The 24472-nt window shown below is 40.0% G+C and carries 17 protein-coding genes; 5 read left to right on the top strand and 12 right to left on the bottom strand.

The window, feature by feature from the left end; all coding sequences use genetic code 11:
• Positions 1-4: 4 nt before the first annotated feature.
• From proC to AC2SLL_RS10210, 10 genes are all read right to left on the bottom strand, one after another.
• Positions 5-844, bottom strand: a complete 840-nt coding sequence (gene proC / locus AC2SLL_RS10255; RefSeq protein WP_486531597.1) for a pyrroline-5-carboxylate reductase — start codon at positions 842-844, stop codon at positions 5-7.
• Positions 845-1165: 321 nt separating this feature from the next.
• Positions 1166-2800 carry a tRNA lysidine(34) synthetase TilS gene (tilS, locus tag AC2SLL_RS10250; RefSeq protein ID WP_486531595.1) on the bottom strand — a complete coding sequence of 545 codons (1635 nt, stop codon included), beginning with the start codon at positions 2798-2800 and terminating at the stop codon, positions 1166-1168.
• Between the two features lie 66 nt (positions 2801-2866).
• Complete coding sequence (locus AC2SLL_RS10245) at positions 2867-3949, bottom strand: formate dehydrogenase accessory sulfurtransferase FdhD (RefSeq protein ID WP_486531594.1); 1083 nt, start codon at positions 3947-3949, stop codon at positions 2867-2869.
• 93 nt (positions 3950-4042) lie between these two features.
• On the bottom strand, positions 4043-6373 hold the full coding sequence (locus AC2SLL_RS10240; protein ID WP_486531593.1) for an FdhF/YdeP family oxidoreductase: 2331 nt from the start codon (positions 6371-6373) through the stop codon (positions 4043-4045).
• Positions 6374-6739: 366 nt separating this feature from the next.
• Positions 6740-7537 (bottom strand): acetyl-CoA carboxylase carboxyltransferase subunit alpha, encoded by a 798-nt coding sequence (locus tag AC2SLL_RS10235; RefSeq protein WP_486531592.1) that lies wholly within the window; start codon positions 7535-7537, stop codon positions 6740-6742.
• Positions 7538-7684: 147 nt separating this feature from the next.
• A complete protein-coding gene (gene ppx, locus AC2SLL_RS10230; protein ID WP_486531591.1) occupies positions 7685-9208 on the bottom strand; it encodes an exopolyphosphatase in 1524 nt (507 codons plus the stop codon).
• A gap of 470 nt (positions 9209-9678) precedes the next feature.
• On the bottom strand, positions 9679-10980 hold the full coding sequence (hemL, locus tag AC2SLL_RS10225; protein ID WP_486531590.1) for a glutamate-1-semialdehyde 2,1-aminomutase: 1302 nt from the start codon (positions 10978-10980) through the stop codon (positions 9679-9681).
• A gap of 299 nt (positions 10981-11279) precedes the next feature.
• Positions 11280-11423, bottom strand: coding sequence for a cytochrome bd-I oxidase subunit CydX (cydX, locus tag AC2SLL_RS10220; RefSeq protein WP_486531589.1), 144 nt, complete (start codon positions 11421-11423; stop codon positions 11280-11282).
• Between the two features lie 102 nt (positions 11424-11525).
• On the bottom strand, positions 11526-12662 hold the full coding sequence (gene cydB, locus AC2SLL_RS10215; protein WP_486531615.1) for a cytochrome d ubiquinol oxidase subunit II: 1137 nt from the start codon (positions 12660-12662) through the stop codon (positions 11526-11528).
• The gene (locus tag AC2SLL_RS10210; RefSeq protein ID WP_486531588.1) at positions 12655-14253 is read right to left on the bottom strand and encodes a cytochrome ubiquinol oxidase subunit I; all 1599 of its coding nucleotides are present in this window, start codon (positions 14251-14253) and stop codon (positions 12655-12657) included. The genes cydB and AC2SLL_RS10210 overlap by 8 nt, the downstream gene beginning before the upstream one ends.
• Before the next feature lie 761 nt (positions 14254-15014).
• On the opposite strand from AC2SLL_RS10210, the gene cydD reads away from it, so the two are divergent.
• Positions 15015-16937, top strand: a complete 1923-nt coding sequence (gene cydD / locus AC2SLL_RS10205; protein ID WP_486531587.1) for a thiol reductant ABC exporter subunit CydD — start codon at positions 15015-15017, stop codon at positions 16935-16937.
• Positions 16934-18706: an amino acid ABC transporter ATP-binding/permease protein gene (locus tag AC2SLL_RS10200; protein ID WP_486531586.1), complete on the top strand. Its 1773-nt coding sequence runs from the start codon at positions 16934-16936 to the stop codon at positions 18704-18706. Before cydD ends, AC2SLL_RS10200 begins: the two co-directional genes overlap by 4 nt.
• Before the next feature lie 202 nt (positions 18707-18908).
• On the opposite strand, the gene ppk2 is transcribed toward AC2SLL_RS10200, so the two are convergent.
• Complete coding sequence (ppk2, locus tag AC2SLL_RS10195; protein ID WP_486531585.1) at positions 18909-20021, bottom strand: polyphosphate kinase 2; 1113 nt, start codon at positions 20019-20021, stop codon at positions 18909-18911.
• 423 nt (positions 20022-20444) lie between these two features.
• On the opposite strand from ppk2, the gene AC2SLL_RS10190 reads away from it, so the two are divergent.
• Positions 20445-21338 (top strand): DegV family protein, encoded by an 894-nt coding sequence (locus AC2SLL_RS10190; RefSeq protein WP_486531584.1) that lies wholly within the window; start codon positions 20445-20447, stop codon positions 21336-21338.
• Positions 21339-21798: 460 nt separating this feature from the next.
• Here the strand turns inward: AC2SLL_RS10190 and AC2SLL_RS10185 are convergent, their stop codons facing one another.
• On the bottom strand, positions 21799-22146 hold the full coding sequence (locus AC2SLL_RS10185) for a zinc ribbon domain-containing protein YjdM (RefSeq protein WP_486531583.1): 348 nt from the start codon (positions 22144-22146) through the stop codon (positions 21799-21801).
• 217 nt (positions 22147-22363) lie between these two features.
• Between AC2SLL_RS10185 and ygfZ the strand changes: the two genes are divergently transcribed.
• Positions 22364-23092, top strand: a complete 729-nt coding sequence (gene ygfZ / locus AC2SLL_RS10180) for a CAF17-like 4Fe-4S cluster assembly/insertion protein YgfZ (RefSeq protein ID WP_486531582.1) — start codon at positions 22364-22366, stop codon at positions 23090-23092.
• A 540-nt stretch (positions 23093-23632) separates the two neighbouring features.
• The gene (locus tag AC2SLL_RS10175; RefSeq protein ID WP_486531581.1) at positions 23633-23836 is read left to right on the top strand and encodes a CsbD family protein; all 204 of its coding nucleotides are present in this window, start codon (positions 23633-23635) and stop codon (positions 23834-23836) included.
• Positions 23837-24472: the final 636 nt, after the last annotated feature.

The following is a 24472-nucleotide window of genomic DNA, read 5'->3' as shown; positions in this document are numbered from 1 at the left end:
CAATCTAATTGCGTAGCTCTTCACTGATTTCTTCGCTTCTGTCATAGCAAGCCTGCATTGCTTTTTGCATTATCTGACTAAAATGACTGTCTTGTAAGGATTCAATAGCTGCTTGTGTCGTACCATTTGGCGAGGTAACTTTATGTCGAAGCTGGGCAGGTGTTTCATCACTAGCGATGGCCATTTGTGCAGAACCTAAAGCCGTTTGCATGGCAAGCGCTCCTGCTTGCTTCTCAGTTAAGCCTAACTCAATACCTGCATTGATTATCGATTCGATCATGTAAAAGAAATAAGCAGGTGCTGAACCTGATACAGCGGTTACCGCATGTAATAACACTTCGTCATCTACCCAGCTGACTAAACCTGACGTTGCCATGACGGCTTCGGCTAATTTTTTGTCTTCCTGCTTAATAATGTCGGTTGCATACAGCCCTGATGCACCCTTTTGAATTGTCGAAGGTGTGTTTGGCATAGTACGTACTATTTTTTGATATCCACCTAACATATTACTTAGGGTTTGCATTGAAAGACCAGCTGCCACTGAAACAACTAATTGAGTCTCCAATACGTCAGCAAAATCTTCTACAGCTGCTTTCATAACTTGGGGTTTTACCGCTAGTAATACCACATCAGCATCCTGAAGATATATTTTAACCTTAGGCGATTTTGGATCAATTCCAATAATGCCTCGACTTGTGACAAGGTCGTTTTTTTGGATATGTGGATCAGAAACAATAATGTTTTTAGGCTTAACCCCTCTCCCAAGCAAACCGTTTATTAAGGCTTGAGCCATATTACCGCCGCCAATAAACATAATCTTTTTTTTATCTAAAATATTTTTCATAACACCCTCAGCCATCCTTTATGTGCAGCTTATTCGGAAAAAGCCTTTCTCTATTCTTGATATGCCATTTTTGATAGGCCTATTCTTGATATTGTTGCTGGAAAATACGTACACTAAACTTTTAGCACTATTAAAATCAAAATGCTGCTTAGTGTAACATATCGCTTTGATGGTTTTCATGTGGCTATTTTTGACCGCTTATTCTCATAAAGTATCTTGGCAGATTCTCTTGCAAACTCTTTCGCAAAAATGACACCTTATAAAACTTATTTTATAGAACTCATATAGCTAACCAATGCCCAAGTACTGATTAAGTGATGATTAGCCAGTCTCAGAATATACCACTTGAGTGACAAGCTGATGATTATTCCTCAAACCTACTATCTTATCCACAAACTCACTTTGTATTGGATAAATATCATTGATTGCCACTATAAACAGCGGAAAAAGGGTTTCATTTTGATAGCAGCTTACGTTATCCCTCTGCTTGACTAAGGAACACAACACCACAGAGTCACGCATGAACGCAGGTTGATTGATTGATTGCAATAGTTTTTTGCCAGACTTTCTTCCTACCCTACCTGCTAAGGCAAGCTTTATATCACGAGGCAATAACTCAAAACGTAACACCCAATTTGAATTTTTATCAGCATCAGATGCTAACTTTTTTTCAAAAATGAATTCAATTAGTTTGGGCATGTGACCAACCCGCCACACAAAATTTGATTTATCAGCTTTTAATTCATGATACTCAGGTATAGTTGAAGCTGTATGATTAGTAACCTTTATTTCTGTTATTTCAGGCTTAACATCAAGCCAGTTGAGCCAATCCATTCTAAGTCGATATAACCGCTGTTGATAACGGCGAATCTCATATTTATATAAGCTATTGTCCCAAAATAAACAGGTTTGATGATTGTTATCTGTACGTTGAGACAGTCTCAACACATCATTTACCAAGTGTTTAGCGGGTGGTAACTCTAAACTGGTTGGACTCAACCATGCATGTATCACTGCTGACTGCATAGCAGACGATAATTTGTGCAGTTTATTGATATCAATGACCGACTGCATATCGGTAAGGGTATGAATACTTTGAGGGTTTATGGATAAGCGGTTTAATTCTATTTCAATCTGCTCATCAATAATATGACTAGCATCACGCATATGCTGGCTGGTTCTAAATATAGCTTCAACAGCGCGCGGATAACGTTCAGTAACAATCGGCATCAGTACACTACGTAGCCATGCCCTATCATTTACATTTAAAGTGGCACCAAACTCTGAATAATTAGCCTTTGAATGATTAGTCTCGCTAGTTAAGTTAACCACATTAGTTGGGTCATCTATATAGAGTAGTCTACTGGCTTTAGCATAAGCGGTAATCTGCGACCTATTTACCGTCAACCAAGGCCGCCATAAATGGATGGCTTTATCGGATGCACATTTTTTTATATCAGTATGATCTTCATTTAACATGAAACGTTTAATAGAGAAGTCAGCCATGCCGCTAAGGCCATTTACCCCTGCCCCATTAAATAGGCGCATTAATACAGTCTCGACTTGGTCATCCATGTGATGACCTAACATAAGCACATCATCCGAATTCATCGCATTTATCATAGCCTCATAACGAGCTTGCCGAGCAGATTGCTCAGTTTTAATATCGCTGTGAATGGTTAATACATGGCAAGACATGTGGTTATTATCTGCCCAGTCTTTTACCTGCTTTGCCCATGCTACATTTGATTCTTGCATACCATGGTTTACATGTAATAGCTGGGGTAGAAAAGGCAATCGACCTTCATCAAATAACTGACGACACAGCATTGCTAAGCTCAATGAGTCACGTCCACCACTACACGCCAGCCAAATACGCTTGCCGTTTAGCTGTTGTCGATGCTGATTGAGACTTGTTATTAAGGCTGATATTAAAGGGGCTGCAAAGGCAATCATAAATAAGGACTATTAAAGAAGCGTTTAAGAAATTAGCAGGTGTGCTAAAAAGACAACTAATGAGAACTATAGCTCTCTAGGAACAAAGCTTCCAGAATAATAAGTTACTCTATTATCCCTTAAGAATCCTGCTAATCCAAGACCATATTGCTGTGCTACTCGTACCGCTGTACTGGTAGGCGCCGACATACCCACTAACCAAGGTAATCGACAACGGACTGCTTTTTGAACCAGTTCAATCGACAGCCTTGAGGTCATGACCACGCAGTCAAGCTCAGCCTGATGACATAGCTGCCAGCCAATCAACTTATCCAGTGCATTATGGCGGCCCACATCTTCAAAAATTTGCAGCTCATCTTTATATAAAGTCGCTGCTGCATGAACAGCGCCAGTGAGCTGGTGCGTCTGCTGAGCCTTGGTTATCTGGTCACGCAGTCTGAGCAGTTCATCTAAATTAGGCTTAGAGGCAAAATCGTGCTGATATGCACTTAAATCGGGTAGAGCTTGCTTCAGCCCTGTGATACCACACATACCACAACCAGTACGCCCAGCAAGTTGACGGCGCTGTGCTTGAATACGCTGATGACGGCGCTGGCTTAAGGTTAGCTGAACCACATAGGCATCATAATACTGTAATTGTTGCACCAGAGCCGCAAATGTCGCCGGCTCATCAAAGCTTCGACTGGTAAAGTCTTGCAAGCTTGAAGAGGGCGTTAGCTGGGTAATTTCCCAATCTAGCAGCTCATGGCTATGTTCAATCAGACCTTCACTGAATAAAAACCCAATAGCCAGATACTCAAGCTCACTAGGACTTGCCATAAGCACCGCATAATGGATACCATTGATCACAATGGCTATTGCCGCTTCTACTGCCAGACTTTCAGGGGTCAAGCTGACATTTAACTGAGCCGATCTCGCTTGCTTTAACTCAGTTAAGCGATAAAAATCTCGCTGCGTCATGTGCTGACGAGCAAGAGGCACCTGTTTATGAGCAGCATCTAATGCAAGCTCTTCATCAACACTCTTTTTTATAGGATGTGATTTTACACTGTCAACTATCATCGCATTGTCTGCTATCGAAATACCGTTGTATAGGGTAATTGTGGGGCGCCAATGTTTGGAAATGTGTGGTGCAAGAAACATAGTCATGAAGCGTACGGCCATTAAGCACATAGGCATGAAGCGGCTTACGACCTACATTGACGCTAACCTTGTTAAGAAAACTTTCGGTCAAGAAGCTGGCTAAGCAGATGCTGCCTCCGTAATGTGCTGTAGCTCAACGGTTACCGATTTATAGGAAGGAATATGCGACTCAGGTGCATGGCTGTCTAAATCCATTAAGTCATTACATTCTGGGTAGTAGGCAGCGACCGCATTGGCTGCGATATCCATTTTAGTCAATATTAATGGCCCTAGGGTACGCCGTTTACCTTGGCTATCCTCACGGATGACCTTGATTTTATCGCCTTCACTCCAACCCATTCTACTCATCTCATCAGGATGCATAAATAGTACATCTCGGCGTTTGGTCTGCCGGTAACGGTCTTCATGACCAAAGATAGTGGTATTAAACTGGGTGTGACTACGGACACTGGTAAATTGCCAAATGGATTGCTGCGAGCCTTGATTCTCAACTTCGTGTTGAGGTAATGACTTCTGAGTGTATGCCACTGTTTTATCATGCATCTCTTTAGCCACATAAGTGATAGGATACAGGGGCACTTCGAACTGCGCTTTACCACTCTCTGTATGCCATTCATAATGGCGGGCAGGATGATACAAATGAAATCCACGCTTGTTTTCTCGTATACGCACATTAAAATTTTCAAACCCATCGATAGTCTGGGCAATATAATCACGCACCAGATCGTAATCCTCACTCAGTGCTTTCCAGTCAATAACGCTATCTTCTCCGAATAAATGCATCGCAATTCCAGCGACAATCTGTGCTTCAGATTTAAGGGAGTCACTAATAGGGGATAATCGCCCCTGCGTCGGCACAATCTGGCACATAGAGTCTTCAATTGTGGCAAACTGATTCCCATTAACTGTGCTAAAGCGTTCAGTACGACTCAAACAAGGCAATATAATATTATTTACACCTGGATACAGCATGGTCTCATTGAGTTTAGTGGCCACAAACACGTTCAGCTGATTATTAGCGAGCGCCTGCTGGATTGCTTTGTTATCTGGTGCGGCAACTGAGTAGTTCCCACCCATCGCAATAAAGGCTTTTATCTTACCTTGCGTCATTGCCTGAGCACCTTTGACAACATCATAGCCAGGTTCTTGGGGCATGGGCGACTTGAAAATACGCTCCAAGCTATCTAATAGTGTTTGGGCGGGACTCTCGTGAATCCCCATAGTACGATCGCCCTGTACATTAGAATGTCCGCGTACCGGTGAAGCACCAGCACCTTCTATACCTATCATTCCCATAAGCAGTAACAGGTTCGTAATCATTGCCACATTGTCTTCACCTTGCACATGCTGGGTAATACCCATTCCCCACGTACAAATAGTAGCTGGACTATCAGCTACTAAGCGAGCCAAACTAATGATATCAGCTTGTTTAATACCGCATCCTAGTTGGATATCAGCCCAACTCTGTGCTTGTACCCACTGGCTAAACTCGTTAAAGCCTGCTGTCTGCTTATCAATAAAATCTTGGTTGATTTTGTTATTTTCAATAAGCCACTTTGCCATGCCGGTAAGCAACGCAGTGTCACCCCCAATTTGGATTTGTATTACCTCATCCACCATCTCATCACTGCCTCCCGCCACCATATGGGTTACTTTTTGCGGGTTTCTAAAGCGGCGTAACCCTTGCTCACGCATTGGGTTAATTGAAATGATTCGGCACCCTTGTTCATGAGCATACGCTAACATCTCAAGCATACGCGGGTGATTGGTTGCTGGATTTTGACCAAACATTAAAATGAGTTTTGCCTTCTCAAAATCTTCCAGAACGACAGTGGCCTTACCTACCCCTATTTGCTTAGACAGCATTACCGAGGTTGGCTCGTGACACATATTAGAGCAGTCAGGTAGGTTATTGGTACCGAATAGACGCACAAACAGTTGATACATAAATGCCGGCTCATTGGTCACTCGACCCGACGTATAAAATAGCGCCTCATTTGGCGAGCCCAAACTGTTTAATTGCTGTGCGATACATGAAAAAGCATCCTCCCATGATATAGCCACATACTTATCTTGCTCGGCATCATAGCGCATAGGCTGTGATAGTCGACCTGCCTGATCTAGCTGATAACCTGACCATGTTTGCAGCTCTTTAACACGGTGCTTAGCAAAAAATGCGGAATCTGCACACGTACTCATGGTCTCACTGGCAAGTACCTTGATACCCGATTCACAAACATCAATCGTTTTGGGTGTTTTATGATCTGGCCATGCGCACCCCGGGCAATCAAAGCCGCCTTCAGGTTGATTACTGCTTAAAACACTATAGCTACCACGTAGAAAGGCTTTGTAATCCATCAACACACCAGCACATTCAACTAAAGCAGACCAGCCAGCAGCAGGATGATTATAAACAGGTATTTTACGCATGGTAAACCTCATCGGTATATCATATTTAGAAAAAGGTATAATCGAGCAATTGATAGGTAGTTTAGGGATGAACACTACCCAATACACTTCTCATTGCAATCATGAATGAGTATATATATTTAGTCAGAAATTATATTTAGTATAGGTCAAACTACCAATCAATGTCAGTTCTATTAGCAATTTGAATACATTTAAATAAGTACCAAGGATATACGGGTATAAAACAGGAACGTTTATAAGACAGGATTATTTATAGAATAGATAAGGTGCTACATTCGCCATTAAAAAAGACAGGCTCAAAACCTGTCTTCATAAAGAATATAGTTTAATAAAATAGTTTCGCAGTTAAGCCTAGCGAGGCAAAACTTACAGACTTACTAGGGAATCGAAGCCTTTTAAACGTTGATAACGCTGCTCGACTAACTCATCAGTAGTCAATGCTTTTAATTCTGCTAGTTGCTCTGTTAATAGATTTTTAAGCTTATCCATTATGGGTTTAGCGTCAATATGAGCGCCCTTACCTTCTTCAATGACCGCATCGATCAATCCAAGTTGATACAAGTTGCTTGCATTCAATTTCAACGCATCAGATGCTTCAGACGCTTTTTCAGCAGTCTTCCATAAGATGGAAGCACAGCCTTCTGGCGATATAACGGAATAAATACTATTTTGGAGCATATTTACTTTATCGCCCACGCCTATCGCCAGTGCACCGCCAGAGCCACCTTCACCAATAATCGTGACAATGATAGGCGTTTTCAGGCTACTAAAGGTAGCAATACTCTCTGCAATCGCCTGCGCTTGACCACGCTCTTCTGCCCCAACACCAGGATAAGCCCCCTGCGTATCGATAAAAGTCATAACTGGTAAATTAAAGCGTTCAGCAAGCTTCACTAATCGAATTGCTTTACGGTAACCCTCTGGATATGCCATGCCAAAGTTATGAGCAATACGCTCACGAGTACTACGCCCCCGATGTTGTCCAATAATTACGACAGGCTCACCATTAAATCTCGCTAAACCACCAATAACAGCCCTATCGTCAGCAAATGCTCTATCGCCGTGCAATTCATCAAATTCTGTAAATATCTGGCTAGCATAGTCCATAAATAAAGGACGCTTTGTATGTCTTGCTAAACCAACACTTTCCCAAACAACACTCATTATATATCCTTATATTTTCCTTTTTTCTCTCTGCCAACTTTAGGTTCTTTCTAAATCTTGGCGAACAGTTGTAAACTTATTATATATCATTCATCCTGTTGATGAGTGATTTATTGATTAATTTATGTGTCTTAGCCAGTGCTTAAACTAGCCGCCATCATTCTCGGTATTAACGATAAGATCAATCCCCCATCTCTTAAACTGATCGACTTCTTCATTTAAATCAGCAAATATTAATGGACGAGAGTCACTAGAAGCATTAAGGCATATTTGCCATCGGTCATTATCTTTTATAGAAAGAGAGAGTAAATCTTGATCATTATCACTACGGCTGTGGTGTGCTAAAACAGCGAGGCGTAATAATAAACATAAATTAACTAAGCTACTCCCCCCGATCATCTGGGCCTGATCAAACATCTCTGCTTTTAGCTTGCGTCGATGATTAAGCACCAGTTGAGCCATGCGCATCTGATCGACTTGTGAAAAACCTGGTACATCGGAATGCTCAAGTAAATAGGCACTATGACGGTGATAGCCGCTATGGCTAATAGCCAATCCTATTTCATGTAAATAAGCAGCACGCCGTAATAAATCGGCATCTTCATTATTAAGCCCTAAACGATGCTGAACTTGCTGAAATAGCTGGTGGCAGGTTTTCACAACTCGTTTTGCTTGTATCTTATCAACGGAATAACGTTCTATTAAAGCCTGAACACTTCTGTCTCTGACATCTTCACTGGCAAACCTACCAAGCATGTCATACATGACACCTTCTCGTAAAGCGCCATCTGAATAGGTTATTTTATCTATCCCCATTACTTTCATAGTAGCACGCAGTACCGCAACGCCAGCGGGGAAAACTGCTTTACGATGCTCTTTAACCCCTTCTAAATCGATATTATCAATATGTCCACACTTAATCAGTTGGTGTTGTAAAGATTTTACACCTTGATACGTAATTCGTTCTTGATCATCTGTAAGACCTTGGGATACCAACACATTACGCACCGCTTTGATAGTGCCACTTGAGCCTACCACACTCGTCCAACCTGTTTTTTGGTAGGCACTACTGATCGCTAGAATTTCTTTGCGAGCAGCAACCACGGCTTTATCAAACTGCTTTTCATTAATCTCACCCTCATCGAAGTATTTCTTAGTATAAGCAACACAGCCCATTTGCAAACTTTCAGTTAATATCGGCTCGAACTCTTGACCAATAATAAATTCGGTTGAACCACCACCAATATCAATGACTAATCGCTTATCACTACTGGCATTCGTATGTGATACCCCTAAATAAATTAAACGGGCTTCTTCGCGCCCAGCAATAATCTCTATCGGTTTTGGCAGGATTTTGTTAGCACGGCTAATAAAGTCTTTAGAGTTTTTGGCCTGACGCAGCGCATTCGTAGCAACAATACGCAGTCTATCTGGGGATACAGACTCCAAACGCCCCATAAATCTAGTCAGACAGTCAAGTCCACGCTGCTGAGCGTCTTCATCTAATATGTCATTCTCATCTAGACCTGCCGCTAGTTGCACCTTTTCAGACATCGACGCAACTTTGCGTACTTCTCCATGATCTAAGCGAGCAATCGCAAGGTGGAAACTGTTTGAGCCAATATCAATAGCGGCCATGAGTTCATTATTAGCGAGAAAATTAGTAGACATGTGAAAATAAGATACCTCTAATGCGTAAAAATAAGGGGACGATAAGATGAGTGAGAGACTCTTTCAAAGACTTTTTAAAAAAATTTTAGGTACTTTATGTTCAAAAGATTTAACGTTAATGGACGACACTAATATTAAATCACTTATGCTAAAAAGTGGCAAGGTAACTTAGACGCAATTAGAGACTAATTATAATTTAATTAAATTTTGGGAGGTTGTTGAAGCTTTACCAGTATTAAATTTACGATAATTTAATTTTCAGCTTAACATTGAACAATAAAAACTGATAAGAATAAAACTTGATATACATAAAATCTAACTGGATTTATCATATTATTAGATTTGCCCCATTATTTATTACCCTGTCATGTTTATTCACACATAATATGCCGTCATGATTTATTAACAACCGCAAAAAGGCCATCCAAAATTTGGATGGCCTTTTAATGACTCAGTACGTTGAAATAGTGTTAGCTTTTAGCCATTTCAGTAAATACATCTTTAGCCGCTTTTATGCTAATGTCTAAATCCTCAGTTGAATGTTTAGATGACATAAAACCGGCCTCATAAGCAGATGGCGCTAAATAAATGCCTCGCTCTAACATACCATGGAAAAAGGTGTTAAATTTATTCATATCGCAAGCGGTAACATCGTCAAAATTTTGCGGCGTACCTATATGGCTATCTTTAACAAAGAATACCCCAAACATACCACCAAGCTTATTGGTACGTAAATTGATACCCTGTTTATCGGCTGCGGATTGAATGCCATCTACTAAATAATCTACCTTTTGAGCAACTGTATCGTAAAAGCCATCCGCTGTTAAGTCCTCAAACATGGCAATACCAGCTCGCATAGCAAGTGGATTGCCTGATAGCGTGCCCGCTTGATATACACCGCCCATGGGGGCAATACATTCCATGATATCTTTTTTACCCCCAAATGCACCGACAGGCAAACCTGCCCCAATAATCTTACCAAAACAGGTTAAGTCAGGATCTATACCGAAGTGAGCTTGTGCACCACCTAACCCTACTCTAAACCCGGTCATTACTTCATCAAATATAAGTACCGCCCCGCCTTTAGTACACTCTGCACGTAAGGTATTATGAAACTCTTGCGTTGGAATAACCATGTTCATATTACCGGCGATTGGCTCAACGATAACACAGGCTATCTCATCGCCCCACTTCTCAAAGCACTCTATGATGGCTTGGGGATTATTATAAGGCAGGGTAATGGTATGTTTTGCAAAGTCAGCGGGCACCCCTTTTGATGTCGGCTCGCCAATATCTAACATGCCAGAGCCTGCCTTAACCAATAAGCTATCTGAGTGACCATGATAACAGCCTTCAAACTTAACAATTTTATCTCGGCCGGTATATCCACGTGCCAAACGGATGGCACTCATAGTCGCTTCCGTACCTGAGTTGGTCATACGAATGAGATCAACACTCGGTACAATATTGCAAATGATATCAGCGATTGTGGTCTCAAACGGCGTCGGTGTACCAAAGCTTAAACCATCGTCGGCAGCGGCTTTAACAGCATTAATCACTTTTGGATGTGCGTGTCCTAAAATCATTGGACCCCACGAGCCAACATAGTCAATATAAGGGTTATCTTCAGTATCATAAATTTTGCTACCGGCAGCTTTGTGTATAAAGATAGGTGTGCCGCCCACGCCTGAAAAAGCACGAACTGGCGAATTAACCCCACCTGGAATATGTTTTTTGGCTTGTAAAAATAATTGTTCATTTTTAGTACTCATATCAAAACTCTTTTTATTAATTAAATGGGTTAGTCTCATTCACAATGTGGTAGCTTTCGTTAATTGAATTTAATGCTGTTATAGGCCATCGAGAAATGTGTCGATGTTATACATTTGAATAGGCTACTACTGTTACAGGCTTTAAATGTGATGACTATATATTATGTTAACCTTCAATACCAACAGCTATTACTAAGGTCTGCTATCAATATCATACCAAAAAAAAGTGAACCCTTAAGAGCTCACTTTTTATCTATTCATCATTTATCAAAAATTTCACGATAATTTAATGACAATCATTAGTCACGATTCAGGTTTTTTCTACGTTCCCTTTCGGCCTTAACAGAATCTAGACGACCTTGCTCGTTTTCCAGCCATATAGCGTTAACAATGGCAAGGAGGACAGCAAAACCTAATCCTAATATCCAAGCAAAGTACCACATATAGTGTTCTCCATTTAATCTTATATTTAAATTTAGTTATACCAATGCCAAAAATTAAGGCTAAACGAGTTTGTCAAAGCTCCTTTAGCTTTTGGTTTGGTATTAATATGCGGTATGATCATTTTCACGTATATAAGCAACGGTAACTTTACCGCGCATCACACTATAGGCCCAGCCAGTATAAAAAACCACAAGCGGGAGTAATAGAACCACCACATATAACATAATCATCAAAGTAAGATGACTAGACACACTATCCCAAATAGTTAAGCTGGCACTTGGATAGGTTGATGACGGCATAATAAATGGAAACAAAGCAATACCCGCTGTCATAATGACACCAAGAACAGCAACGCTTGAAGTGACAAAGGCAGTTAAGGTTTTGCCTACTTTTAATAACGCTACTGTTATCAACGGCATCACTACACCCAGTACTGGGAATGCCCATGCCCAAGGGTACGTCTCAAAGTTTGCCATCCATGCACCAGATTGCAGCACCACTTCTTTGGTTAGTGGGTTCGGCTGAGCAGCGGGATCAATTTGCGATACAATAGCGTAGCCATCAATAGACTGGATCCAGAAACCTGCTGCGACAAATAATACCACCATCGCTATCGCAGTAATCATGGTGTATTTCTTTGTGCGTGCTTGAATTCCATTTTCAGTTCGATGCGCCAGAAAAGTCCCCCCCTGCATAATAAGCATAGTGGCACTAACCAGACCACAGAGGATAGCGAATGGATTTAATAAATTCCAGAACGTACCGGTATAGGTTGAGCGCATCGTATTATCAAAGCTAAACGGCACCCCTAAAAATAGGTTCCCAAACGCCACACCGAACACCACTGCTGGAACGAATGAGCCAACAAACAGACCCCAGTCCCATGCGTTACGCCACCGTTGGTCTTTAATCAAATTGCGATATTTAAAGCCAACTGGTCGGAAAAATAATGCCCACAGTACCGCCATCATTGCCCAATAAAAGCCACTAAATGCCAATGCATATACCATTGGCCAAGCTGCAAATAGGGCACCACCAGCAGTGATAAACCAGACTTGGTTACCTTCCCAATGAGGACCTATTGTATTGACAATGACACGGCGTTCATCATCATTCTTACCGACAAAAGGGAGCAGAGAACACACACCCATATCGTGCCCATCCATAATAGCAAAGCCGATAAGTAATGCGCCAACAAGTAACCACCAAATTATTTTTAGGGTTTCATAATCAAACAACATGGTCGATCTCCTCTTTGACACTAACAGGAGTAACATCATGTGGTGTCTCACCATCATAACGGCCGGTACCTAAACTTGCTGGCCCTAGCTTTACATACTTAACCATTAAGTAAACTTCAATGATAAGTAGAATCGTATAGAAACCGACAAACCCAGCCAGCGACCCATAGACATTCGCCACACTAAAGTTTGTCACTGATAAGTGAGTAGGTAGCACACCATAGATAGTCCAAGGTTGACGCCCATATTCCGCTACAAACCAGCCTAGTTCAATGGCAATCCAAGGGGCAGGTAGCATAATCACTGCCCATCTTAATAACCATTTTTTCTCAGCAAAAGTACCTTTAACGGTAGACCACATGCTGACTATGAATAGGGCGAGCATTAAGAAGCCTAGGCCGACCATACCGCGAAAAGACCAGAACATAGGCAGCACTGAAGGAATCGTATCGTCCACCGCTTTTTGAATCATTTCAGGGGTTGCTTGTGACACATCTTCGGTATATTTCTTGAGCAATAACCCAAAGCCCAGATCATCTTTTACGACTTCAAACTGTGCCTTTAACGTCTCATCTTTAGGGTTTTCACGCAGTTGTTCAAGTAGCCCAACTGCGGCTATACCATGTTTAATACGCTCCCGATTGACCTCTTTAATCTCATGAATACCCGGAATCTCTTTATCAAAAGAGCGAGTACCTATAATACCCATTGCATACGGTATTTGGATTTGCCAATCGTTTTTCCCTTCTGCCTCATTAATACCGGCAACTAAATTAAACGCCGCTGGGGCTGGCTCGGTGTGCCACATCGCTTCAATAGTTGCCATTTTAGTCTGCTGTGCAGCGCCGATTGAATAACCCGATTCGTCTCCCAATACAATGACACTTAGAATTGAGGCAATACCGAATGCTGAAGCAACTTGAAAGCTACGCTTTGCAAACGCTACATCTCGTTTTTTCAGCAAGTAAAGTGCGGAAATTGATAGAACAAACATGGAAGCAGCCACATAGCCCGCCGATACCGTATGCACAAATTTATTTTGAGCGTCTGGATTAAATAGGATCTCAGTGAAGCTGACCATCTCCATTCGCATGGTTTGGTAGTTAAACGCTGCACCAACAGGACTTTGCATCCAACCATTGGCAATCAAAATCCATAGAGCTGATAAATTGGTACCTAGCGCCATTAGCATAGTGACCACAAGATGCTGGGCTCGTGAAAGTCTGTCCCAACCAAAAAAGAAAAGACCCACCATGGTGGACTCTAAAAAGAATGCCATGAGACCTTCAATTGCCAGAGGTGCCCCAAAAATATCGCCCACATAGTGTGAATAATAAGCCCAGTTAGTACCAAACTGGAACTCCATTGTGATACCCGTTGTTACCCCCAATGCAAAGTTAATACCGAAGAGCTTTCCCCAGTATTTGGTCATATCTTTCCATATCTGATTACCCGTAGAGACATATACAGACTCCATGATAACCAGAATCCAAACCATGCCCAAGGTTAAAGGTACAAATAAAAAGTGGTAAAGTGCAGTTACCGCAAACTGCAAGCGGGATATATCTACTAGATGTTCAGTAATCATACTAAACCTCCTAAAAAGAAGGGCCTAATAGATGGTTAAACAATACTTAGTTGAATAAAGAAAATAACCTTTACATGCCCCTTGTGTCGTAAAGCCATCATCCCTCTAACTAACTATATGATCTAACTTTGAACCCTACTGTAAGCCCTACATACCCATAAGATTTAACGACTTTAAAAGTGATCATTTTCGGCAATAAATATATATGCTGCTGGCATATTTACACCCTAAACTACCCTATTTTTAAAGAAGCCAACAATAAATGACTCTATCAACACCTCACAATTTAATGAAATGCTTATTTATATAGTGAGAATAGACCAATACACATTTAACGGATAATATACATATTAGTATATTATTTGCCATACCCTAACTCAAGAACTAAAAACCTAACCTGTTCAACTAGTTAAAACCTTTATATGGGCTAATACTTATCCATTAGATTAAGCAATTGTGCCCATATCGCTTATAACCTCAGTGATAGGGTGTATGAACAAACAGTTTACTGCCGATATTGAGAAGAAAATAAAAAATTAATGAACACTAACCAGTCACTATTGAGTGGTAAATAAAGCAAGATTGATAATCAAGATTAAATACACCTAGTTAGATAATCTAAAACTTGAATGAGTAACGCCACTTGACGCATCATATATCGTACGAATCATTGTTGAAAATAGTAGGTATGTCTCTATAATCAATAACACATAAAAAACTCATGCTACATATGTAGCCAATCCTTTGCGATAGACAACCTTATGGCAACTCTCTCAAACGCCGAAAAACGGTTTTTAAAGCAACTTGTCTCTACGGTCAGTCGTCCACTCAATTTAGCTTGGTTACTTACCGTAGTCAGCACCCTCTTATTTGTATGGCAGACTTATTTGCTTGCTCGCATTTTTAGTACATGGCTTACCAACTACTTCAATGCTTTTCCTTTATCAACTGATGTCTCTAACTACTGGTTTTTAGGGCTTATATTTTGTTTTCTAATGCGCCCTTTACTTAATAGCGGACGACAGTTAATCAGTAGCCGTGCTAGCCTTAAATTACGTAGCCAGTTGCGAGAGTCTCTATTAACGACTATGGCAGCTCTCGGCCCCAATTTAAAACACTTTGGTAGCGATGGCAGTTTATCTAGCCAAATAATCGACCAAACCGATGCGCTAGATGGATTTATAAGCAGCTTCAGCGTACAAAAAAAGGTGGCCACAAGCACGCCCCTTATTTTATTAATCGCAGTAGGCTCACAAAGTTTATTGGCTGCAATACTACTGCTGATGACAGCTCCATTAGTCCCTATTTTTATGATTTTAATCGGACATTTAACCGCACGTAAAAGTGCAAATCAATTTACCGCTCTAGCACAGTTAAGCGGACGCTTTTTAGACTGGGTACGCGGTATGCCCACCCTAAAGAGATTACAAGCGACTGAAACAGCAAGTCTCAACCTTGCCGTGAGCAGTGAAGACTATCGGCGCCGTACTATGGAGGTACTAAAAATTGCGTTTTTAAATGGCGCTGTACTCGAGTTATTAGCAGCACTGAGTATTGCTTTGGTAGCGGTTTATCTTGGCTTTGGATTGATAGGTATTTTACCTTGGGATAAAGGTCACATACCTGTTCACTATTTTTCTGCTTTATTTATATTATTACTGGCGCCTGAATTCTACTTACCGCTGCGCCAGTTAGGAGCAGATTATCATGCAAAAGCACAAGCTGAAGGTGCTGTGCAGAGCTTACTACCAATAATTACTGCCGCCGAACAAGCTCAGTTATCTAAATCGACCCAAATAGATAGTAACGGCACGTCCACAGTTAGCATTGTCAACCATAAAGCCGCTAATCAAGAAGAGACGTCTAACACCATTGATGTTTCTAAAGCATTCGGACTACAACTGCGTCATCTAAGTATTCATAGTTCCATATTAACAGCAGCAGATGACAGTCATAAGGCACAATCAAACAAAAACGTTAGTGACTTACCCATTTACAGAACCCGCTTAGCGCCTGTCAGCTTAGATATTAAAGCAGGCGAGAGAGTGGCTTTGGTCGGCGATAGTGGTAGCGGTAAGTCTAGCTTATTACAAGCACTAATGGGATTTGTTAAATATGAGGGAGATATTTACTTAGTAAGTTCTGATAGTAATCAAAGCTTCCCTTACAAAGCTTTTGATACTGATATGATACGTCAAAATGTGGGGTATCTCGCTCAGCAAGTAGCACTGATGCCCATAACCATACGTAATAACCTGCTCTTAGCAAACCCCAATGCAACGGAACAACAATTAATTAATGCGCTTGAAGTAGTAGGATTATGGCAATTAATTCAACGGTTACCAGACGGTATGGATACCCAACTTGGCGATAGGGGACAAGGCTTGTCAGGGGGGCAACAACAACGCTTAGGTATTGCCCAGCTTTTACTACGTGACGATAGCCTTTGGCTGCTTGATGAACCCACAGAGCATTTAGATCCAGATACCGCACAACATATTAATCGTTTATTAGAGCGCCTTAGCAGAAATAAAACCGTCATTTGGGTCACGCATGCAGTTGAGCAATTAGACTGGATTGATAAAGTCGTTAAGCTGTCTATAACGTCGCCTATTGATGCTCAGCCTACGGTTCAGAACACCTCTGCTACCCTAGCATTGTCAAATTCTGGAGTAGTTAGATGAACCAATCAAATGAGACTATAAAAAACGACCGCTATCAAGGCATCCAGCCCGTATTTCGCTTACGGGATATGTTTAAACCATCACTGGATTTATGGGTGTTTTCGTGGATTTTAGGTCTCGTTTTTACCCTTTCTATGATAGCTCTATTAATGGTTTCTGGATGGTTCATTACTAGTGCCGCTCTAGCAGGCATGGTTGCAGTAGGTTCACATACGTTTAATTACATGTTGCCTGCTGGTATTATTCGTATGCTAGCAATCGCTCGGACTGCTGGCCGCTATGGTGAACTTATGGTGTCTCATCATGCAGTATTTGACTTATTGAAAACACTCAGGCTGCGCTTTTTTAATCAAATGGCTGCTCTACCCCTATCACAACAACGTCATGCACTGCATGCCTCACAATATATGCATAGATTAGTCAGTGATATTGATAAACTTGACCAATTTATTTTGCGTGTGGTTTCGCCTTGGTTAATTAGCACCCTTACTGTTGTCTTATTAGCATTATTTATTGGTATAGTATTGCCACTACCTTTGCCAGTAAAACTTATTATTTTCTCTTTATTGGCATTCGCTTTGATATTGCCTCTACTTGGCACTATTTTGGGTATTAATCAAGCCCAACAGATGTTAGCAATATCCGAATCACGCCGTCATAAACTTCTCGCACCGTTATCTATCATCACACAGTTACTACTATGGCAACAATGGCAGGCCCAAACCAAGCCCTATACCGATCGAGATATTGCTTTACAAGAGCTTGAGTGGCAGGCACAAAAAAGACGCTCATTTTATATGTTAGGCATCCAGTGGCTGTTTTATATAAGCTTAATGGTGGTGTTATTTACGGCCGCTAAACAGTCGCAAAGTCAACTAGATCCTTCAACGATTGATGTCCCCTTAGTACTCGCTGTTACCCTTGGTTTATTAGGTATTCAAGAAGTCGTTGTCCCATTAGGTCAGCACTACTTATCACTCGGTAATAGTATTGCTGCTAAAAACCGTTTAAACGCTCTTTTAACACCTAGTTCCGGCTCTCCAGAGAGTAATAAAGCCCAGCAGCTTGTGAATCAACCTGAACAAAAAGGGGGTAATAATCCATTGACACCATTACCCAATGGTAAATTGTACGCTGAGTTAAAACATGTCTATGCGAAAATCTCTAATGCTTTGGTAGGTGCTCAAGATGTGAATATTGATATTGTCTCAGGCACACCTCTTATTATTAAAGGGCCATCTGGCTGTGGTAAATCTACATTGCTACACATGTTAGCGTGCGAACTGCCTGTTCTTTCTGGTAGAGTCCTCTTAAATGGTGCCCTATGGCAGGATTATGATTGGCAAGATCAACTTGGTTATTTGGGTCAACAGCTTGATATTTTTGACCAAAGCTTAGCTGCTAATCTACGTCTAGGTAAGTCTGATGCCACTGATAATGAACTTGTCGAAGCGTTAGAAAAAGTGGGATTAGCGAATTGGCTGCAGGCACAGCCGCAAGGTTTAGATACGCCTCTCGGCGAGTATGGCGCTGCTATTTCAGGTGGTCAGGCAAGGCGTATCGCTCTAGCGAGGCTTTTGTTAAAACCACGCCGTGTCTTACTACTCGATGAACCTTTTGCTGGGCTCGATAATAAAACTCAGAATCAGGTGTGGCAGAATATACAAAAACATCAAAAAGATGACATTTTAGTGATTATCAGCCATCAAGATTGGGATATGGGTAGCGTAGATATCTTAAGGTTAAAAGAAGGCATTTTTACACATTAAATCAGGGAACTATTATTAAATCTAATGACTACTAAAAGCGCATAATTAAGAAAAACGCTATCAAAGTATGCTTATGGCTACAGATTATATGACGTCAAAATCCGTTAGCATTCGCATAAAAACACCCCATAAGTTGTGTCCAACTTATGGGGGTTAGTTCAAAATGACAGGATTTTTTATAGGATATTTGAAATATATCTATTTAAGCAACCGCTAAATCATCTTTCTCGCCTAGCTCATACAGTGCACCAGCACGACCAACGATTAATGGGTCTGGTTTACCCACTTGTTTCATATCTTTACCATCGTATGACAGCTTATTTAAAACATAACGCATGGCATTCAAACGAGCCCGCTTTTTACAATCAGACTTAATCACAATCCAAGGCGATTCGGCAGTATCTGTGTTATAAAACATTGCTTCTTTAGCTAAAGTATAATCATCCCACTTATCCAATGAGGCCATATCAATGGGTGATAATTTCCACTGTTTTAAAGGATGGGCTTCACGTTGCTTGAATCGGCGACGCTGTTCATCACGACTGACTGAAAACCAGAACTTAATTAAGTGAATGCCTGATTCGATAAGATGTTTTTCGAAATCCGGCACTTGCTTCATAAACATCTCATACTGCTCATCAGTACAGAACCCCATAACACGTTCAACACCGGCACGGTTGTACCAAGAACGGTCGAAAAACACCATCTCTCCCGATGTAGGTAAGTGCTGTACGTAACGCTGAAAGTACCACTGACCCATTTCACGCTCAGTAGGCTTTTCAAGGGCAATAACTCGGGCACTCCGTGGGTTTAAGTGTTCCATGAATCGCTTGATTGACCCCCCCTTACCCGCTGCGTCTCGACCTTCAAAAATAATAACCACTTTCTGATCGTTCTGTCGAACCCACTTTTGCAGTTTTAATAGTTCAACTTGTAAATGATATTTTTGCTTTTCATAGTTTTTACGTGACAAACGATTTTTATAAGGATATCCTCCTTCACGCCAATTATCTGACAACTCGTCATCTTTTTTTGAACCTGTTTTAACATGGTTAGCAAGGGCGTGTTTCGCAAATAAATTCTTAAGCTTAATTAAATCATCCGCAGAGGCATCTTCGATAAGCGATTGCAGATGTTCCGACATGCCATCGATATTGCCATCTTTCAAATCTTTCAATAATACGTCATCAATAGCTTCTTTAGTCGCTATATTAGCACCAGACTTTTTCTTTTTTGTTTCGTATTTTTCAATACCTTTTTCATCTGTAATATAGTCATCATCAGTGTGTTCAATTTTCTTTGATTTGCTAGACATTATCCACCTCCAGTTATAAATAAAACTTCAAAGCTTTTCAGCCTTTAATTTATTATAGCAAGATTGAGCAAAGTATATAGTACCCTTTAAAGACTAAGTCATCACATTTCTAAAATTGCATTATGTTAAATCAAGTAATGTAATGAAAAATAATTGACTATTGATACTATTGTGTTTTAAGGGAAACTAAGATAACTTACTCATCAATTACCTAAAATAAATTACTGAATAATGATGACGGATAGTATCCACTTGATAAAATCAAGCTTAGACTGTGAACCATTAATATTATCTAGATAATATCGGTGCCATACTAAAATATACTAGGATGATATATAATTATTTTTTATACATCATAAGAACTTTAGTTATTAGTTAAAGATGTGATTAACATACTTATTACTAAGCAGCGGAACCCCTTATATGAGTCGCATCGTTTTAAGCACCTCTTCCACTGGACTTGATAATCTTAATATTCGGAATGATATTCAAACCATTCAACTAAGAATATATATCAATAATGTGGAATTTGTGGATGGCAAAAATATTAATACTCAATCCTTGCAGTATATGATGCAAGAAGTAAGTAAGTCGCCTATATATATAGCATCCGCACCCGCTATTGAAGTTGCTGAAATTTTGACCAAATTACAGAGTGCTAATGTTAAAGAGGTTTTTGTTACAACCCTATCCTCAGCAATGTGTAATAGCTATAACCTTATAAAAAAAGTATCTCAAAGCTTTCAAGATAGCATGGCGATAACGGTCTATGACTGCAAAGACTTAGGCAGCTGCGAATCACTCTTTGCGTTAGAAGCAGAGTCTTTAATGAATCAAGGCCATAGTATGCCTGGGATTGTAGACCGTTTGGATGAGCTGCGTGCTAGCTACCAGATGTTATTTGCGGTTGAAGATTTAGCAAGTTTCAATCGAAATTCAACAAACTATCAACCCTATGTATCTGGAGATTTTTTTAACAATTTATTAGGAATTAAGCCTATTTTACAAGCCACCCAAGAGGGTCAAGTCATTCCGGTCAGTAAAGCCCGCAATTTGAATAGAGCGCTAGAGTATATTATTCACGAATTAGGCGATATTGTACAAAGAGTTGACTCATTTGCCTATGTAATAAGTAGTGGCCAAAAAAGCTTAGATGACCAATTCGTCAATCTACTTAAGAAAAAAACAGGCATAAATAGCATTGCTGTTGTACCCGCTTCAACTATTGGGCTGACCAATTATGGACCCACTGGGGTTGGGCTAGGTGTATTTTACGGGCAAATACCCTACGCTGCTAGGCTATGTACACTCTACTAAATTGATGCTGATACTTGAATGACAACCAATCTACTAGCATTGATGGTTCTATGAATCTAATAATTTCTATAAGGATATAACCGTCGATTCATGATTACCTGCTATAAATCTCGCCTTAGCCTTACCTAAGCCTTAAGAGTAAACGTAAGCTAGAACGCTACTAAACTTAATTCCCGTATCGCTATAATTGACTGATATTGCTAACCTATGGTAGTTTTTTATAGTTTCATTTAGTTAGTAGTTATGCATTAATAGTAATCAATAAATACTAACTGTCTTGGATCTTCGCACCTGTATTCACGACCTATAATTGGCTATTATCGCCTAAAGCAAACCCCTACTTCGTTAAAATTAGGATTAAATAGAGTGACTACTCAACCCCAACTTTTAACTTAATAGTGCCTTGTATTGATTCATTTTATTCTTAAAACTCTCTGAGTTTAGCTTTTGAATAAAGGCTCTAAGCCTTTTTAACGACTGATGACTTCAACTTCATTTGACCAAAACCATCAATCTTGCAATCTATATCGTGATCATCAGGCGCATCATATAGTAGGCGAATGCTTTTAGCTTTAGTACCTACTTTAAGAGGGGTGGATGAGCCTTTTACCTTTAAATCTTTAATAACGGTTACCGCATCGCCATCTTGCAGTACATTACCAACGGCATCACGGATAATTGGCGCTGCATCTTCAGCTTCTTCTGCTTCAGAAGTTGTCCATTCATGTGCACACATTGGGCAAACATATAATGCCCCATCTTCATAGGTTAAATCTGAATCACAGCTTGGGCAATTAGGTAAGCTCATCTTATCCTCGCTAATAGTGTTGAGTTAATTTTGGCTTGTATTGTATATTAATTAGTAATACTTTGCTTAACTGCGCTCAATACCTTTTTCATTTTTAGGTAGAGTTTATTTAGAAAATATGTATTTTACTCAAACAAATATCTTTATGTACAATATGGACTGACAATCGACGCTAATAACCATAATAATAATAAACAATAAACTAGGATATCTAACTATGAACATACCAACTTTTAAACAAATAACTTTACAAGGTAAAGATGCTGCCACTTTTTTACAGTCGCAACTTACTGCAAATATCAATAAACTTAACTCAAGATATCAAGCCACAGCAATTGCTAATTTAAAAGGGCGGATAGAGTTTGGCGTCTGGGTAAAGAAACTTGATGATACACAGTTTATGGTCGTGATCAGTGAGGACTGTTTGTCCGACCTGCAAAGCCATCTAAAAAAATTTGGGGCATTTTCAAAATTTACCACTTCTGAGCCGGAGAACATTTACCCCTATGTAAAAGAGGAAGTAGCTACTTTCACGCCCAATGAAGCTGAATCAAATATATCGGCTTGGATGAGTCAAAGCATAGCGACAGGCAACTATTGGATTACCAAGGCCACACAAGGCATTTTTCAGCCACAAGAGCTGCGTCTACATCAACGTGGGGGCGTGCATTACGACAAAGGTTGTTACCTTGGACAAGAAGTGATTGCCCGTATTTACTTTAAGGCAGCCCCCAAAGCTTTTTTACATCGAGTCCAAGGAGAAGGGAAAACACCTAACGCAGGTAACACCTTAGATAAAATACAAGTAGTTAATGCCGTTGCCAATCATGATGACTCAGGATATGAAGCATTGGTCGTTGCTCGCCCCGAGCACATAGCGGAAAGTGAACTAAGCGTTTTAGATCTCCCATCAGCCTTACAGGTAAGTGTCGGACGTAATAGCTAAGTCAGGAAATTCCGAGCATTAAAACTTAGGTCGTTAAAACTTAGATCATTAAAATTAAAGGTAGCCTGATAATATTCTAAAGCTATCTTTAATATTTGATATATTCATCAGCTAAAATAAGGAAGTTTTTAGAATGAAATGAGTCCATACGAGGCATCATTCAGTTAAAAGCTCGGGTTGAATCGTCACTCTATTTAATCGTGAATTTAATCCTAATTTTAACGAAGTAATGGTTTATTTTATTCTAAGATAGCCAATTGTAGATTGTGGAAACAGGTTTTTAAATGACCTATGCAACTAAATGACTTATGCAAATAGTGCTTTTTTACCCTTAAACTTATTTACTATTATTTCAAATGCCTATTGTCTTATCCTGTTGCAATGGTCTCATTTATCGGTATTCTCTGGACTTCTTTTCAATGGTTTGACTAAGGCTCACGCCTTATCTTTTGAAGGCTATCTTACTTTGATTTTGCAATGTCAATATTAATGTTTATATTGATACCAACAAATTCTACTGATCATAAGAAGAGAATTACTATGAACAAAGAAACCATTAAAGGCGACTGGAACCAGCTTAAAGGTAGCGTTAAACAGCAATGGGCTGAACTGACAGAAGATGACTTATCTCATATCGAAGGTAGTTTCGATAAATTGGTCGGGAAAGTTCAGGAACGCTATGGTTTAGCGAAAGATAAAGTTGAACAAGAAGTGCGTGAATGGCGTGCTAAACACGACCGATAACTGTTTATTGGTCTAATTAAAGTTTATATTTTATAGATATCCCGAAGGTATACTAATGGTTATCTTAAATATGATTAAACCTTAGGGCTAATTTTAATCAATATTGAGTAGTCTTTAATATTTAATATACTTATTAAATCGCTAATCATTGTATTGCACTTCTATCAGTTATATACGTGCTTAGTTATAATTGCTATAAGTATACCGATTCAGTTCTGCATTGCACGGGGTAATAAATGAATTTGTTACCTCTCCCACAGTTTATCTAAACACAACAAAGCCGTATGATCTAAATCATACGGCTTTTGTTTTAATCATCCTAATTACTTATCATTTAATATTCCATCCTAGATTATTAAATGATAAATGAGCATCCTGCTCGGCTTGCTTAAAACCAGTTCTAGGTTATTAAAACTTAAAACTAACATCCTTGCTAATTATCATCGTACCTAATCATACTAGATCTGGTACTCATGACCGCTATTTCAAACGCTCATGTTAACAGTAAGTTAACATAAATGTTCAAATAGTAGTTATCCATAATACGGTACTCACGTTACTGAGCGCTCAATCCTTGAGTCATCATCCTTGATGCCGTAGAGCTATAGTCTCAAATTATCTGCAGTGTTAGTAGTG

The organism is Psychrobacter sp. CX97, assembly GCF_057396285.1.
The sequence above is the reverse complement of the archived record's forward strand: the minus strand, read 5'-3'. Positions and strand labels throughout refer to the sequence as shown.

Excerpts from the sequence above, each read along its gene's own strand:
- proC (WP_486531597.1), bottom strand. The coding sequence starts at position 844 with ATGAAAAATATTTTAGATAAAAAAAAGATTATGTTTATTGGCGGCGGT.
- tilS (WP_486531595.1), bottom strand. The coding sequence starts at position 2,800 with ATGATTGCCTTTGCAGCCCCTTTAATATCAGCCTTAATAACAAGTCTC.
- AC2SLL_RS10245 (WP_486531594.1), bottom strand. The coding sequence starts at position 3,949 with ATGACTATGTTTCTTGCACCACACATTTCCAAACATTGGCGCCCCACA.
- AC2SLL_RS10240 (WP_486531593.1), bottom strand. The coding sequence starts at position 6,373 with ATGCGTAAAATACCTGTTTATAATCATCCTGCTGCTGGCTGGTCTGCT.
- AC2SLL_RS10235 (WP_486531592.1), bottom strand. The coding sequence starts at position 7,537 with ATGAGTGTTGTTTGGGAAAGTGTTGGTTTAGCAAGACATACAAAGCGT.
- ppx (WP_486531591.1), bottom strand. The coding sequence starts at position 9,208 with ATGTCTACTAATTTTCTCGCTAATAATGAACTCATGGCCGCTATTGAT.
- hemL (WP_486531590.1), bottom strand. The coding sequence starts at position 10,980 with ATGAGTACTAAAAATGAACAATTATTTTTACAAGCCAAAAAACATATT.
- cydX (WP_486531589.1), bottom strand. The coding sequence starts at position 11,423 with ATGTGGTACTTTGCTTGGATATTAGGATTAGGTTTTGCTGTCCTCCTT.
- AC2SLL_RS10210 (WP_486531588.1), bottom strand. The coding sequence starts at position 14,253 with ATGATTACTGAACATCTAGTAGATATATCCCGCTTGCAGTTTGCGGTA.
- cydD (WP_486531587.1), top strand. The coding sequence starts at position 15,015 with ATGGCAACTCTCTCAAACGCCGAAAAACGGTTTTTAAAGCAACTTGTC.
- AC2SLL_RS10200 (WP_486531586.1), top strand. The coding sequence starts at position 16,934 with ATGAACCAATCAAATGAGACTATAAAAAACGACCGCTATCAAGGCATC.
- ppk2 (WP_486531585.1), bottom strand. The coding sequence starts at position 20,021 with ATGTCTAGCAAATCAAAGAAAATTGAACACACTGATGATGACTATATT.
- AC2SLL_RS10190 (WP_486531584.1), top strand. The coding sequence starts at position 20,445 with ATGAGTCGCATCGTTTTAAGCACCTCTTCCACTGGACTTGATAATCTT.
- AC2SLL_RS10185 (WP_486531583.1), bottom strand. The coding sequence starts at position 22,146 with ATGAGCTTACCTAATTGCCCAAGCTGTGATTCAGATTTAACCTATGAA.
- ygfZ (WP_486531582.1), top strand. The coding sequence starts at position 22,364 with ATGAACATACCAACTTTTAAACAAATAACTTTACAAGGTAAAGATGCT.
- AC2SLL_RS10175 (WP_486531581.1), top strand. The coding sequence starts at position 23,633 with ATGAACAAAGAAACCATTAAAGGCGACTGGAACCAGCTTAAAGGTAGC.